A 14,387-nucleotide genomic window follows, 5' to 3' on the forward strand; every position below is an offset into this window, starting at 1 on the left:
ATAAAAGGTAACAACCCATGCTGCAACTGATCCTCGGCGGCGCCCGCTCCGGCAAGAGTCGCCTGGCTGAAAAACTCGCCACAGACACCCGGTTGCCCGTCACCTACATCGCCACCAGCCAACCCCTGGATGGCGAGATGAACGAACGGGTCGCCCAACACCGGGCTCGCCGTCCGGCCGAATGGGCGCTGGTGGAGGAGCCGTTGGCCCTGGCGCGGGTGCTACGCGATAACGCAGGTTCAGGGCAATGCCTGTTGGTGGATTGCCTGACGTTGTGGCTGACCAATCTGCTGATGCTCGACAACCCCGAGCAGCTGAACGCCGAGCGTGACGCCCTGCTGGAGTGCGTTGGCGCGCTGCCGGGCGAAATCATTTTTGTCAGCAACGAGACCGGGATGGGTGTCGTGCCGCTGGGCGAGTTGACTCGCCGTTATGTCGATGAAGCCGGTTGGCTGCATCAAGCTTTGGCCGAACGTTGCCAGCGCGTCGTACTGACCGTTGCCGGCCTGCCCCTGACTCTCAAAGGTACTGCGTTATGAATCATCGCTGGTGGCTAGACCCGTGCAAGCCCCTCGACACCCAGGTCCTGGACCAGGCCGCGGCCCGTCAGCAACAGCTGACCAAACCGGCCGGCTCGCTGGGGCAGCTCGAAGCAGTGGCAGTGCAACTGGCGGGCCTGCAAGGGCAGGTCAAACCGAGCCTGGATCAACTGTGGATCGCGATCTTTGCCGGTGATCATGGTGTGGTGGCCGAAGGCGTATCGGCCTATCCCCAGGAAGTCACCGGGCAGATGCTCCTCAACTTCGTCAGCGGCGGCGCGGCGATCAGTGTATTGGCGCGGCAACTGGGCGCTTCGCTGGAAGTGGTGGATCTGGGCACCGTGACCACCGTTCTGGACCTGCCGGGTGTGCGGCATCTGAATGTGGGGCCGGGCACCGCGAATTTCGTGCAGGGGCCGGCGATGACCGTGCCCCAAGGCGAGCAGGCATTGCTGGCCGGACGTGACAGTGTGTTGCGTGCCGTCGGCTCCGGAACGCAGCTGTTCATCGGCGGCGAAATGGGCATCGGCAACACCACGGCGGCCAGTGCCCTGGCCTGTGCCTTGCTTGACTGCCCGGTGACTCATCTGGTCGGGCCCGGCACTGGGCTGGACGCCGCGGGTGTCAGGCGCAAGACCCAAGTCATTGAGCGTGCCCTGGCGTTGCACGGCGCGCAGCGCAACGATCCACTGCAAACCCTGTTCAACCTGGGCGGGTTTGAAATCGCAGCGCTGGCTGGTGCGTATCTGACCTGCGCCCAGCAAGGCGTTGCGGTGCTGGTGGATGGTTTCATCTGCAGCGTCGCGGCACTGGTGGCGGTGCGCCTCAATCCTGCATGCAGACAATGGTTGTTGTTCGGCCATCGCGGTGCCGAGCCAGGGCATCAGCACGTTCTGGAAACCCTTGGCGCTGAGCCGCTCCTCGACCTGGGCCTGCGCCTGGGCGAGGGCAGTGGTGCGGCGTTGGCGGTGCCGCTGTTGCGCCTGGCGTGTGATCTTCACGGGCAGATGGCGACGTTTGCCGAAGCGGCCGTGGCGGATCGTCCAGCATGACTTTGCACCTGGACCTGCTGCGCCACGGCGAGACCGAGCTGGGTGGCGGGCTGCGTGGCAGCCTCGACGATGCCTTGACGGACAGGGGCTGGGAGCAGATGCGCGAGGCTGTCGTGGCGGGCGGTCCATGGGATCGGCTGGTCAGTTCACCGTTGCAGCGTTGCGCCCTTTTCACTGAGCAACTCGGCGCCCAACTCGGCCTGCCGGTGCATCTGGAAAAGGATCTGCAGGAACTGCATTTCGGTGCCTGGGAAGGCTGCAGCGCAGCGGCGTTGATGGACACCGACGCCGAGGCGCTGGGCCGCTTTTGGGCCGATCCCTACGCATTCACTCCACCGGATGGCGAGCCGGTGCTGGAGTTTTCAAAGCGAGTCCTGGCGGCGGTTGAACGCCTGAGGACCGCGTATGCAGGGCAGCGCGTGTTGCTGGTCAGCCATGGCGGGGTGATGCGATTGTTGCTGGCGCGAGCCCGTGGTCTGCCTCGGGAGCAGTTGCTCAATGTCGAAGTGGCTCATGGCGCGCGGTTTTCTCTTCGGGTGGCGCCTGGTTTGGTCTTGAAGGAAGAGGGCTGAAGATGCTGGCGTTCTGGATCGCCTTGCAGTTCCTGAGCAGCCTGCCGGTTCGCTTGCCTGGCATGCCTGAACCGGCGCAGTTGGGACGTTCGTTGCTGTTCTATCCGCTGGTGGGACTGTTGTTCGGCGGCTTGTTGTGGGGGCTTGATGCCCTGTTGCTTGGCACGCCGCTCTTGCTCCATGGCGCCCTGTTATTGACCGCCTGGGTGCTGCTTAGCGGCGGCCTGCACCTGGATGGTCTGGCCGACAGCGCGGATGCCTGGCTCGGTGGTTTTGGTGATCGCGAGCGCACACTGCTGATCATGAAAGACCCCCGTAGCGGGCCGATCGCGGTGATTACGTTGATGTTGGTGCTGTTGCTCAAATTCAGCGCATTGTTGGCGCTGATCGAGCAGCGACAGACCCTGGCATTGATCATCGTGCCGATGTTGGGACGCGGTGCCTTGCTGGGATTGTTTCTGACCACACCCTATGTGCGCGCCGGCGGGTTAGGGCAGGCGCTCGCTGACCATCTGCCGCGTCAAACGGGCTGGCAGGTATTGCTGGCCTGTGCGGTGGGCGGCGTGTTGGTGGCGGGCTGGGTCGGGGTATCGGCGCTGGTCATCGCCCTGGCGGTATTTATCGGGTTGCGCCAAATGATGTTGCGCAGGCTGGGAGGCTGTACCGGGGATACGGCAGGCGCTTTGCTGGAGCTGCTTGAAATGGCGGTGTTGGTTGGGCTGGTATTGATCTGGAATTGAGCGTTACCTGTGTTGGGGATTTGGCTTGAAATTTCCTGAATTAAAATTTGCATTCATTTAATCGCGGGTATATACACGCACTATGCTTGCCTCCCAATGTTTGTGCATCAACCTGCGTCGTGCCGCTCGTGGCGTCAGCAGGTATTACGACGGCGCCCTCGATGGCTTCGGGATCAACGTCGCCCAGTATTCCTTGCTGAGTAACCTGGCGCGCCTGGACCAACCGAGTATCTCTTCCCTGGCCGAGGCTATGGGCCTGGACCGCAGCACCCTGGGGCGCAACCTGCGGGTTCTGGAAGGTGAGGGGCTGGTGGCGCTGGCCGAGGGTGAAGACCTGCGCAATCGCATCGTCGAACTCACTGAAGCCGGGCATGCCCGGCTGGCGGCGGCGTTGCCGGCCTGGGAAGCGGCGCAACAACGATTGATCGATAAGCTGGGCGCCGAAAAGCGCGCAACGTTGCTGGCCTTGCTGGATGAACTGGCGTGAAGCCGGTTCGTTCGATGATAAGCGGGTATATACCCGTGACCGGAGAATAAAAATGACATCGATGTGGCGTACCTGTGGTTGGGTTCTGGTGGGCGGCGCGCTGATCCTGGCGTTGTCCCTGGGTGTACGGCATGGCTTCGGGCTGTTTCTGGCGCCCATGAGTGCCGAGTTTGGCTGGGGCCGCGAGGTGTTTGCCTTCGCCATTGCCTTGCAGAACTTGATCTGGGGCCTGGCGCAGCCTTTTACCGGGGCGCTGGCCGACCGCTTCGGTGCCGCGAAAGTCGTGCTCATCGGTGGCGTGTTGTACGCCCTTGGTCTGGTCTTCATGGGCATGGCCGACTCACCATGGTCGCTCTCATTGAGCGCGGGTCTGTTGATTGGTATCGGCCTGTCCGGCACATCGTTTTCGGTGATCCTCGGCGTGGTCGGGCGTGCTGTGCCGCCGGAGAAACGCAGCATGGGAATGGGGATCGCCAGCGCCGCCGGCTCCTTCGGCCAGTTCGCCATGTTGCCGGGCACACTGGGTCTGATTGGCTGGCTCGGCTGGTCTGCCGCGCTGTTGGCGCTAGGGCTGCTGGTGGCGCTGATCGTGCCGCTGGTGAGCATGCTCAAGGACACGCCTGCGCCGCTGACCGGTCATGAGCAAACCTTGTCCGAAGCTCTACGCGAGGCGTGCAGCCACTCCGGCTTCTGGTTGCTGGCGGTTGGCTTTTTTGTCTGTGGGTTCCAAGTGGTATTCATTGGCGTGCATTTGCCGGCCTATCTGGTGGACCAGCACCTGGCGGCCAGCGTCGGCACGACCGTGCTGGCCCTGGTCGGGCTGTTCAATATCTTCGGCACCTACACCGCGGGCTGGCTGGGCGGTCGGATGTCCAAGCCGCGCTTGCTGACCGGGTTGTACCTGTTGCGGGCGGTGGTGATCAGCCTGTTCCTGTGGTTGCCGGTGACGACTACCACGGCTTACCTGTTCGGGATGGCGATGGGCTTTTTGTGGCTGTCGACGGTGCCTTTGACCAACGGCACGGTAGCGACGTTGTTTGGTGTACGAAACCTCTCGATGTTGGGTGGGATTGTGTTCCTGTTCCACCAGTTAGGTTCGTTCCTGGGGGGCTGGCTGGGTGGGGTGGTGTACGACCGCACCGGCAGTTATGACTTGATCTGGCAGGTGTCGATCCTGCTCAGTCTGCTGGCGGCGGCGTTGAACTGGCCGGTCCGTGAGCGTCCGGTGGCGCGGCTGCAAGTTCAGGCAGGTGCGGCATGAGCCGCGTAGGCCCGTGGTTGATTGCTGCCGGTGCCGGCCTGCTGCTGGCGATCGCCTGGTGGGGCTGGCATCAGGGTGGGTTGGCGTTGATGCAACTGGGCATGGGCGCCTGCTGAGCGGTGGACGGCGCCGGGCACGGGGGAGTAACGTCGTGGTCTGACGTGCTTTCAAGGAGATTGCGACATGCTGATGCGCAGGCTTGCTATACCCGCTCTGCTGCTGGCTTTGACCGGGCACGCATGGGCCGCGGACTGTCCACCTATGCTGGAGGGCTCGCTGCCCAAGTTGCGGGCCAAGGAAAATATCGATCTGTGCCAGCGTTTCGCCGGCCAGCCGCTGGTGGTGGTCAACACTGCCAGCTTCTGCGGTTTCGCCCCGCAGTTCAAAGGTCTCGAGGCACTGAACCAGCGCTATAAGAGCGACGGTCTGCAAGTGCTGGGGGTACCGTCCAATGACTTCAAACAGGAGTCCAAGGACGGTGCTGAAACCGCCAAGGTCTGCTACGTCAATTACGGCGTGACCTTCACCATGACCGAGCCTCAAGCGGTACGCGGCGCGGACGCCATCCCGTTGTTTCGGCATCTGGCCGAACAGTCCGGTGCGCCGAAATGGAATTTCTATAAATATGTCGTGGACCGCCAGGGCAAGGTCGTCGCCAGTTTCTCCAGTCGGACCAAACCCGACGATCCTGAATTCATCAAGGCGGTAGAAGCGGCCATCGCGTCCCGACCCTGATCGCCAGTCACGAAAAAGCCCCGCCTCTTTGCAGAGCGCGGGGCTTTTTTCGCTTCAGATGGCGAGGGGGTCAGGCCCGCCGTGAATCATCAGAAGCGGTAGGTTGCACCGACGCCGAAGCCGTTGGCGCTGTTTTCGTATTCAGCGTCGTAGGATTGGCCCAGGGCGTTGCTGTGAGTGACGTTGACTTTCTCTTCCTTGAGATAGGAATACGCCACGTCGATGGTCAGGTCTTCGGTCGGGCTCCAGCCTGCACCCAGGCTGAAGATGGTCCGGTCGCCGGTAGGGATGCGTGGCGAGCGATCAATGTTGTTGGTCGGTGACTGGTCGAAGGTCAGGCCAGTACGCAGTACCCACTGTTTGTTCAACTGGTAGGACGTACCGATGGCGTAGGCCCAGGTGTCATGCCAGTTCTGGTCCTCGGTAATGGTGCCAAGGAACGCAGGGGCCAGTGCGCCACCGTTTGCAGGCGTGACGCCTTCGTTGTTCACGGTGATTTCTTTCAAGCGGCTCCAGCGAGTCCAGGTGCTGCCGGCATAAAGGGTCCAGGCATCATTGAGTTGCTGGGTGACCGAAAAGTCCACCGACTCAGGTGTTGTGATGTCCAGCGAAGCGTCATAACGCGCCCCGCTCAGGAACCCGGCGGGAGTACCGGCACCCGGGCTTACCTTGGTGTGGCCTTCAAGCTTGTACTTGACCTTGGAGTGGTAGGTCAGGCCAACACGAGTGGTGTCGGTCGCCTGGACCAGCACACCGATATTGTAGCCATAGCCAATGTCGTCGCCCTTGATCTTCACGTCGCCATCGTTCGGCGAAAGCGGTGTGGTCAGGGTCGATTCCAGTGCGCCGGAAATATGGTTGATGGTTGGGCCGAAACCGATCGACACCTTGTCGTTGAAGGCGTAGCTGACGGTTGGCTGGAAGGCGACGACTTTCACTTCGCTCTTGCTGCCAAAGTTGCGACCCTGGAAGCTGCTTTCGTAATCGGTGATCAGGCCGAATGGTGCATATACACCCAGGCCGAAAGCCCATTGATCATCGATAGGCTTGACGTAGTAGCCCATCGGAACGGCAGTGAACGGCACCATGTCGCCCTTGTTGGTACCGGATTGGCTACCGCTTGCGTCGTTGATGTCGGTGGACGCGTCGATGGCGGCCATACCGCCCGTTACCTGCTGGCGCTTGAGGCGCGACATGCCGGCCGGGTTGCCAAACACAGTGCTTGCATCATCGGCAGCGGAAGAACGCCCAGCGAAACCGGTGCCCATGCCACTGATGCTTTGTTCGTTCAAGGCAAAGCCACTGGCGAAAATCTGCGTGGATGCCAAGGTAACGGCAAGGCCAAGGGTGGTTTTGAGCATCATTTTTTTCATTGTTAGAACTCCAGGTGATCACCGGGGCGAAAATTACCAACATTTTCGTGTAAGCGCTATAGGCTGTATGGCTTGATTTAGAGCGGTTTTGTAGGACAATCAGACCAGGTTCGCGGCTGTTGTAGGAATTTTTCAGATTTCACCTTAGCAGGCGACCTGATTCAGCGGCGAAACACAACGTTGCCAGGCGCCGGTGAAATCCCGCAGACGCCCTTGAGGGTGAAATGTCTGGCGCCAGATCCGGGCCATGCCCAACAGATCATCGGCTTCTGGAAGCGCAAGGTTCTGTTCCTCCACCAAAAGCCAGGCAATGGCGGTGGCGTAGCGCAGGTTGACAGTCAATTCCAGGTGCGGGCCGCTGAGAAAGGCGTGCTGGCTGGCCAAGCCCCGAACCAGGCTGGCTCGTTCCGGATCCAGCGCCAGATAATGGTCCCAGAGCGCCCGGTGGCGGGGTTCGGGAATGCGGTACAGGCCGTGCCCGCGACGGTCATGCAGGGCTGATCCCAAGGCAGACTGGCTGGCGGCAATCCCCAGCAACAACGATTCCGCCGTTGCACTGTGGCGCTCCAGATACAGGAGCGTCGGGCGGATCACATATCGACACAGTTCGCTGGCAGCGATACCCATAAAACCCTCGAAGCGTGAAAGGGGGCAGAGCCTGAATAGGTGTGGGCTTGGCAGCAGTGGTTCGGTTCAGGCTCCGCCGGAAGCGGATCATGCCGCTTGACTTGAAGTGTAGTGTTATATTCCCGCTGTAAAGGACTGTTTTTAAAACATCTTCGCCGAACGGTTATAACCGTTATATCCCCCGGTGCTTAAGCCATTGCGCTTTATCGAGAAATTTTGGGCAATAAAAAGCCCCGCATTTTGGGCGGGGCCTTGGGGTTTCAGCCTTTGTGGCGTATCAGGCAACCAGTGCCTGACGGGTACGCTCGATCACGGCCTGCAGCGGCTCTGCGCTGGAGTACTGATCGGGGTACAGGCGTTCGCTGTGACGGGCGATGCCATGTTCGTTGACCAGGGTGAAGCTGAAGCAGCCTTTGCGAGCGGCCATGATCAGGCAGTTCATTGGGGCAAAAGCGTTGGTTAGGGTGCGGATGGCATCCTGTGTATGGATTTGAGTAGACATGTTATGGGTGTTCCTACAAATGACACGGTTAAGAACCGTGCAACGTTAAAACGTTCCAGTAACGTCGACCACCATTGGTCGAACGAAGAACCCGACTGGAACAAAGCAGCCAGTTTGAGCGCTATATAAAGTGCGCGCTTGGGCTGGCAGGTAGGTACTTAGGAGGGCAGGCAACACATCAAGGGCAAAGGTTCTGGGCCCGGGGTGAAGATCCTGATCAATTTTGCAGGCTGGTTCGGTCAGAGTAACGAGTCTGGCAACAGCCTTTGCAATCGATCAAAGGCAGTGTTGACGCAAGAATTACCTGGAAACCATCGAGGGGGTCGCTCTCTTTTTGTCGGTGAGGCTTCTCTTGAAGAAGGCTGACCGTGGAGATGTGTTCGACCCGGAATTGACTTTCAGCTTGGTACTAACGCCGCGGATAGTAACGGATCGAGTGATCGAAGGGAAGGACGTTGGGCAAAAAAGATCATGCCTGGCCGCGACATGATCGTTTGTTTGCCCTTAGGGTGGTCGGCTATAGCACAGGAGCCGAGTAATGGATTTGCGACCAGCCAAAGGACAACGGCCCGCACGTCGTCAGGTTATCCCCAGGTTTTAGCGCACAAATGAGCCAAAACAGCGCAGCGATACAGCCGGTTGACGTGTTACTTGTGCACACTCAATCCGGGGGTTGTCACCGTATTGTCATGTGGGAACAATCTGGGGTGGGTGCCTGTATCCAAAATTTAAGTCAATGAAAAACATCGCTTTTTTTTACTGGTGAAAAAATCGTCAGTTTGAGCGCAGGCCCCATTCCACAGGGCTTACGGCGACTTCAGGGGGGGTTGTCCACTGAGTTATCCACAGCTTCTGTGGATTGTCCCAAGCGCTTGCTCTAGGACGGGCGTGCCGGTTTTTTTCGACTTTACCCGTGCGAAAAAAGGAGTAGAGTGGCGCGCCTTCCTGATCTGTCCCACAGTGCTTTATGAAGTTTCGCTCAGTATCAAATCCTGTTACCTCCACACCCTCCGGTGTTACCCCACCCAAACGTATTTCGATGCGCGTGGCCGAATGGCTGCTCGACAGCCCGCGCCTTGGGGAAAATAACAGTGTCAAACACTTGGCCGGCCGTTTACTCAAGCAACCGGCCCGGGAAGGTGTGGTCGCTGCGCAAAGTCGCCTCGGCCAGTTGATGTGCCGTGAATGCGGGAACGCGCGGGACCGTCGTATTGGCCAGGATCTGCTGCGCCAGGCTGCCAGGGCCGGTGATCATCGTGCTCGCCAGGCGCTGGGTGAAATCGAAGACTGAGCTGGGCAACCCCTGGCCGCTTGGTTAACCTGCGGGCTTTATTTCATCGGCGGGAATTGTCATGGCTATGGATTTGACCAGCCTGTTGTTTGGCCTGGCGGGTGCGGCAGTGCCGTTGCTCGCCCTGGCCTGGCACCTGCAACGCCAGGCCAGCGCCGCGCAGACCGAACTCGCATTACTGCAAGAGCGCCTGGCTACTGCCCACATGGCTCACGACGGCTTGAATGCCCAGCTCGATGCGTGCCGCGATGAAATCAGCGACCTGGGCCAAGCCAACGCCGCCCGGCAAGCCGAGCTTGCCGCCGCTTGTCGTGAAGTCGAGTTGCTGCAGATCGAACGCGACAATGCCCGAGACGCGGCCCACGCCTGGAATCTGGAGCGCGCCGGAAAAGAAGCGGAACTGCGGCGTCTTGATGCCCAGGCGGCTTCGTTGCATGCCGAACTGCGTGAGCAACAGGAAAGTCATCAGCAACGTCTGGACGACCTGCAAGGCTCGCGAGACGAGTTGCGGGCACAGTTCGCCGAACTTGCAGGAAAAATCTTCGACGAGCGTGAGCAGCGCTTCGCTGAAACCAGCCAGCAGCGGTTGGGGCAGTTGCTCGATCCGCTGAAGGAACGCATCCAGTCCTTTGAAAAACGTGTCGAAGAAAGCTATCAAGCCGAGGCGCGGGAACGCTTCTCTCTGGGCAAGGAGTTGGAGCGACTGCAACAACTGAATCTGCGCCTGAGCGATGAAGCGACCAACCTGACCCGCGCCCTCAAAGGCCAGAAGACCCAGGGTAACTGGGGCGAGCTGATCCTGGAGCGGGTACTTGAGCACGCCGGCCTGGAGAAGGGCCGCGAATATCAGACCCAGGTCAGCCTCAAGGGTCCGGACGGCGAACGGTTCCAGCCAGACGTGCTGATTTACCTGCCCGGCGACAAGCAGGTGGTGGTGGATTCCAAGGTCAGTCTCACGGCCTATCAACAATACGTGGCGGCCGAGGACGACAGCATTGGCCAACTCGCTCTCAAGCAACACGTGGTGTCTTTACGGGCACACGTCAAAGGTTTGGCCGGCAAGGATTACAAGCGCCTGGATGGTTTGCACAGCCTGGATTTCGTGTTGTTGTTCGTACCGATCGAGGCCGCATTTTCTGCCGCGCTGCAAGCCGAACCGAACCTGTTCCAAGAAGCCTTCGACCGCAACATTGTGATCGTCAGCCCGACGACACTGCTGGCAACGTTGCGGGTGATCGACAGTTTGTGGAAACAGGAGCGCCAGAGTCAGAACGCCCGGGAAATCGCCGAGCGGGCAGGGTGGCTGTATGACAAGTTCGTGCTGTTCATCCAGGACCTGGACGAAATAGGCAGCCGTTTGCAGCAACTGGACAAAGCCTACAGTGCTGCGCGCAACAAACTGACAGAAGGGCGCGGCAACCTGATCAGCCGCAGCGAACAACTCAAATTGCTCGGCGCCCGGGCCAGCAAAAGCCTGCCAGCCGAATTGCTCGAACGGGCAATGACGGGTGTCGATGGGCTGCCGGAACTGCCTGAAGAAACCGAAAATCCCCAGGTCTGATACGAGCCTCCGGGATTGATGCAAAAAAACTGGGCTAAATGCCAAACAGTGTGTGCCTGACAGGCGGGAAACCGATCTTCTCTACAACGGCAAATGCCGACTCAACAACGCCCTCAACGCGGCCGGCTTCACCGGTTTGGCCAAGTAATCCAGTCCTGCCGCATGCACCTGCGCCACCGTCTCAGGGCGGCCATCGGCGCTGATCACCACGCCAGGTATCGGTTCACCCATACGGGTGCGTAACCAGGCCATCAGCTCGGTTCCGGTCTCTCCATCGTCCAGATGAAAATCCACCAGAGCCAGTTGTGGTCGGCCTCCCTGGGCGAGCAGGTGCTCGCACTCCTGACGGTTTCGCGCTGTCCACACCTGGCAGCCCCAGCGAGTCAGCAGGCTGTTCATGCCGATCAGAATGCTGTCTTCGTTATCGATACACAGCACCAGGGCGCCCTTTGGCAAATGACCGTTGGGTTCGGCAACGGGCTTGGGCAAAGCAGTCTGCGCCCGGGCCAGCGGTACGCTGACGCTGAATACGCTGCCGCGCCCTGGCCAGGAACGTACCCGCAAGGTGTGACCCAGCACGCGGCACAGTCCGTCGGCGATCGCCAGGCCCAGGCCCAGGCCTTTTTCGGCACGGGTCTGATGGCTGTCGAGGCGTTTGAACTCTTCAAAAATGACCTGCAGTTTGTCTTCGGCGATGCCCGGGCCGCGGTCCCATACCTCCAGGCACAATTCGCCGTTGCGACGGCGAACGCCCAGCAGCACCGGTCCCTTGGCATAGCGGAAGGCATTGGTGAGGAAGTTCTGCAGCACACGGCGCAGCAACTTGATGTCGCTGTCGACCCGCAGTCGCGAGCCCCGTACCCGGAATTTGAGGCCTTGTTCCTGGGCCAGTACCTTGAACTCGGCGCCGAGGGTATCGAACAGCTCATTGAGGGCGAACGGATTGCGGTCAGGGTTGATCTTGCCGTTCTCCAGCCGGGAAATGTCCAGCAGGTCGGTGATCAGGTCTTCGGCCGAGCGCAGCGAACTGTCCAGGTGGTGCACCAGTTGCTGGGCCTCGTTCGGCAACCCGTCGTGCTGATGGGACAAGGCCGCGGAGAACAGGCGCGCGGCGTTGAGCGGCTGCATCAGGTCATGGCTGACTGCTGCCAGGAACCGGGTCTTGGATTGGTAGGCCGACTCGGCGGTGCCTTTGGCCTCGGTCAGGGCCATGTTCAGTTGCGACAGTTCCCGGGTGCGCTCTGCCACCCGTTGTTCCAATCCTTCATTGGCTTCAGTCAGGGCCTGTTCGGCTTCACGGAAAGCGGTAATGTCGGTAAAACTCATGACGAAGCCGCCGCCGGGCATGGGGTTGCCGATCAGCTCGATCACCCGGCCATTGGGGAACAGTCGTTCAGAGGTATGGGCACGGCCCTGGCGCATCCAGTGCAAGCGTCGAGCGACATGAACCTCCGCTTCGCCCGGGCCGCAAAGGCCGCGTTCGGCGTTGTAGCGGATGATGTCGGCGATGGGCCGGCCGACACTGATCAAACCGTCCGGGTAGTTGAACAGCTCCAGGTATCGACGATTCCAGGCCACCAGCCTGAGGGACTGATCAACCACGCTGATGCCTTGGGTGATATTTTCGATGGCACCTTGTAGCAGTGCGCGATTGAACTGCAGCACTTCCGAGGCCTCATCCGCGATTCGGACCACATCCTCCAACTGCATTTCCCGACCTTCAATCGCGGCTTTTACCACCGCCCGCGTCGAAGAGGCTCCCAGCACACCCGCCAGCAGCCGTTCGGTGTGGGCGATCCATTCACTGTCGGCATTCTGGTTCGGGTTGAAGCCTTTGCCCTGGCGGTAGGCGAAGCGAATGAAACTCTGGCGCGCCCGTTCTTCGCCAACGAAGCGCGCGGCCAATTGCAACAGGTCTTCGATGTGTACCGCCAGCATCGAGCGGGGGTTGGGGCGGGCGCTGATTTCCTGGCCGATGAAGCGTCCGGCCTGCCAGTGTTCCGACACGCGGGTGCGCGATAGCACGGAGATCCAGGCAAACAGGGTGAAGTTCCCGGCCAGGGACAACACAACCCCTTGGGTCAGCGGTGAAATAGGCAGGTTCAACGGGTTGCCATGCAGCCAGGCAAGCCCCGGGAAACTGTTCAACGACCAGCCCAGGCTGTGGGCCGCGATCGGCAACACCAAGGTGTAGAACCACAGGAAAATCCCCATGGCGAGGCCGGCGAACACGCCGCGGCGGTTGGCCTGTTTCCAGTACAGCGCGCCAAGCATGGCGGGCGCCAGTTGAGTTACGGCGGCGAAGGCGATCTGGCCGATGGTCGCCAGGCTCGCCGTCGACCCCAGCAGGCGGTAGCTGACATAGGCCAGCAGCAGGATCACCACAATGCTCACCCGGCGAACCGACAGCATCCACTGGCGAAACACTTCGAAGGGGCGCTCGGCGTTGTTGCGGCGCAACAGCCAGGGCAGCAGCATGTCGTTGGACACCATGGTGGAGAGTGCGACACTCGCCACGATGACCATGCCGGTGGCCGCCGAGGCGCCGCCAATGAACGCAAGCACCGCCAGCGCCGGGTGGGCCTGGGCCAAAGGCAGGCTGATGACGAATGAATCCGGCAGCACCGAGTCGGGTAGCATCATCTGCCCGGCGAGGGCGATGGGTACCACGAACAACGCGGCCAAGGCCAGGTAGGCGGGGAACACCCACTTGGCCAGGCGCAAATCCTGGGGCTCGATGTTCTCGACCACGGTCACGTGAAACTGCCGCGGCAAGCAGATGATCGCCATCATCGCCACCCCGGTCTGCACCACCATGGACGGCCAGTTGATGGTTTCTTTCCAGTATTGCTCCAGCCGCGGCGCAAGCATCGCCTGGTTGAACAGATCGTCGAAGCCGTCGTAAAGGCCATACGTGACAAAGGCGCCAACGGCAAGGAAGGCGAAGAGCTTGACCAGCGACTCAAAGGCAATGGCCAATACCATGCCTCGGTGGTGCTCGGTGGCGTCCAGGTTGCGGGTACCGAACACGATGGTGAACAGCGCGAGGATCAGTGAAACGATCAGCGCCGTGTCCTGGGCGCGGGTGCCCGTGGTGTCGGCCCCGGCGCCAATGAGCAGGTTCACCCCGAGGACGATGCCCTTGAGCTGCAAGGCGATATAAGGCAACACACCCACCAGGCAGATCAGGGCAACCACAATCGCCAGGGATTGGGACTTGCCATAGCGGGCGGCGATGAAGTCAGCGATGGAGGTGATATTTTCCTGCTTGCTGATCATCACCATTTTCTGCAGGACCCACGGTGCCAGCACCAGCAACAGGATCGGCCCGAGGTAAATCGGCAGGAATGACCAGAGTTGTTCGGCGGCCTGGCCTACCGCGCCAAAAAATGTCCAGCTGGTGCAGTACACCGCCAGCGACAGGCTGTAGACCCACGCCCGCACACGAGGGGGCAGCGGCGTGCTGCGCCGGTCGCCGTAGAAGGCGATGGCGAACAGGATGGCCATATAGGCCAGGGCAACAACGGCGATCAGCCCGCTGGACAACGACATGGAAGCTCCTGAACGAAAGACCCCGGGGCAGGCCCGGCAGGACAGTCTCGCATGCCCGCTCAGGTTCGTCAGTGTCGACCAAGGTCGAGGCGTGT

At 60.7% G+C, this 14,387-nt stretch carries 13 protein-coding genes; 9 read left to right on the forward strand and 4 right to left on the reverse strand.

Annotation, left to right across the window (positions count from 1 at the left end):
* The first annotated feature begins 17 nt into the window (after positions 1-17).
* From cobU to PSH57_RS07115, 7 genes are all read left to right on the forward strand, one after another.
* The gene (gene cobU / locus PSH57_RS07085; protein ID WP_305388693.1) at positions 18-539 is read left to right on the forward strand and encodes a bifunctional adenosylcobinamide kinase/adenosylcobinamide-phosphate guanylyltransferase; all 522 of its coding nucleotides are present in this window, start codon (positions 18-20) and stop codon (positions 537-539) included.
* On the forward strand, positions 536-1,591 hold the full coding sequence (cobT, locus tag PSH57_RS07090) for a nicotinate-nucleotide--dimethylbenzimidazole phosphoribosyltransferase (protein WP_305388694.1): 1,056 nt from the start codon (positions 536-538) through the stop codon (positions 1,589-1,591). Before cobU ends, cobT begins: the two co-directional genes overlap by 4 nt.
* Positions 1,588-2,163: an alpha-ribazole phosphatase family protein gene (gene cobC / locus PSH57_RS07095; RefSeq protein ID WP_305388695.1), complete on the forward strand. Its 576-nt coding sequence runs from the start codon at positions 1,588-1,590 to the stop codon at positions 2,161-2,163. Before cobT ends, cobC begins: the two co-directional genes overlap by 4 nt.
* 2 nt (positions 2,164-2,165) lie before the next feature.
* Complete coding sequence (locus tag PSH57_RS07100; protein WP_305388697.1) at positions 2,166-2,903, forward strand: adenosylcobinamide-GDP ribazoletransferase; 738 nt, start codon at positions 2,166-2,168, stop codon at positions 2,901-2,903.
* An 82-nt stretch (positions 2,904-2,985) separates the two neighbouring features.
* On the forward strand, positions 2,986-3,390 hold the full coding sequence (locus PSH57_RS07105) for a MarR family winged helix-turn-helix transcriptional regulator (RefSeq protein ID WP_047228709.1): 405 nt from the start codon (positions 2,986-2,988) through the stop codon (positions 3,388-3,390).
* A gap of 52 nt (positions 3,391-3,442) precedes the next feature.
* Positions 3,443-4,651 carry an MFS transporter gene (locus PSH57_RS07110; RefSeq protein ID WP_305388698.1) on the forward strand — a complete coding sequence of 403 codons (1,209 nt, stop codon included), beginning with the start codon at positions 3,443-3,445 and terminating at the stop codon, positions 4,649-4,651.
* A 183-nt stretch (positions 4,652-4,834) separates the two neighbouring features.
* On the forward strand, positions 4,835-5,386 hold the full coding sequence (locus tag PSH57_RS07115; RefSeq protein ID WP_305388700.1) for a glutathione peroxidase: 552 nt from the start codon (positions 4,835-4,837) through the stop codon (positions 5,384-5,386).
* An 89-nt stretch (positions 5,387-5,475) separates the two neighbouring features.
* Here PSH57_RS07115 and PSH57_RS07120 read toward each other — a convergent pair whose 3' ends face one another.
* The 3 genes from PSH57_RS07120 to PSH57_RS07130 all read right to left on the reverse strand — a co-directional run bounded on the left by PSH57_RS07120 (position 5,476) and on the right by PSH57_RS07130 (position 7,888).
* Positions 5,476-6,759 (reverse strand): OmpP1/FadL family transporter, encoded by a 1,284-nt coding sequence (locus PSH57_RS07120; protein ID WP_305388702.1) that lies wholly within the window; start codon positions 6,757-6,759, stop codon positions 5,476-5,478.
* Positions 6,760-6,903: 144 nt separating this feature from the next.
* Positions 6,904-7,386: a hypothetical protein gene (locus PSH57_RS07125; RefSeq protein WP_305388703.1), complete on the reverse strand. Its 483-nt coding sequence runs from the start codon at positions 7,384-7,386 to the stop codon at positions 6,904-6,906.
* A 277-nt stretch (positions 7,387-7,663) separates the two neighbouring features.
* Positions 7,664-7,888 (reverse strand): hypothetical protein, encoded by a 225-nt coding sequence (locus tag PSH57_RS07130; RefSeq protein ID WP_007898912.1) that lies wholly within the window; start codon positions 7,886-7,888, stop codon positions 7,664-7,666.
* Positions 7,889-8,855: 967 nt separating this feature from the next.
* Between PSH57_RS07130 and PSH57_RS07135 the strand changes: the two genes are divergently transcribed.
* Together PSH57_RS07135 and PSH57_RS07140 are read left to right on the forward strand one after the other, a co-directional pair.
* Positions 8,856-9,179 (forward strand): SEL1-like repeat protein, encoded by a 324-nt coding sequence (locus tag PSH57_RS07135; protein ID WP_305388704.1) that lies wholly within the window; start codon positions 8,856-8,858, stop codon positions 9,177-9,179.
* 205 nt (positions 9,180-9,384) lie between these two features.
* Positions 9,385-10,740, forward strand: a complete 1,356-nt coding sequence (locus PSH57_RS07140; RefSeq protein ID WP_305390317.1) for a DNA recombination protein RmuC — start codon at positions 9,385-9,387, stop codon at positions 10,738-10,740.
* An 81-nt stretch (positions 10,741-10,821) separates the two neighbouring features.
* Here the strand turns inward: PSH57_RS07140 and PSH57_RS07145 are convergent, their stop codons facing one another.
* Positions 10,822-14,292 carry a hybrid sensor histidine kinase/response regulator gene (locus tag PSH57_RS07145; RefSeq protein WP_305416447.1) on the reverse strand — a complete coding sequence of 1,157 codons (3,471 nt, stop codon included), beginning with the start codon at positions 14,290-14,292 and terminating at the stop codon, positions 10,822-10,824.
* Positions 14,293-14,387: the final 95 nt, after the last annotated feature.

The organism is Pseudomonas hefeiensis, from assembly GCF_030687835.1.
Classification (GTDB): Bacteria; Pseudomonadota; Gammaproteobacteria; order Pseudomonadales; family Pseudomonadaceae; genus Aquipseudomonas; species Aquipseudomonas hefeiensis.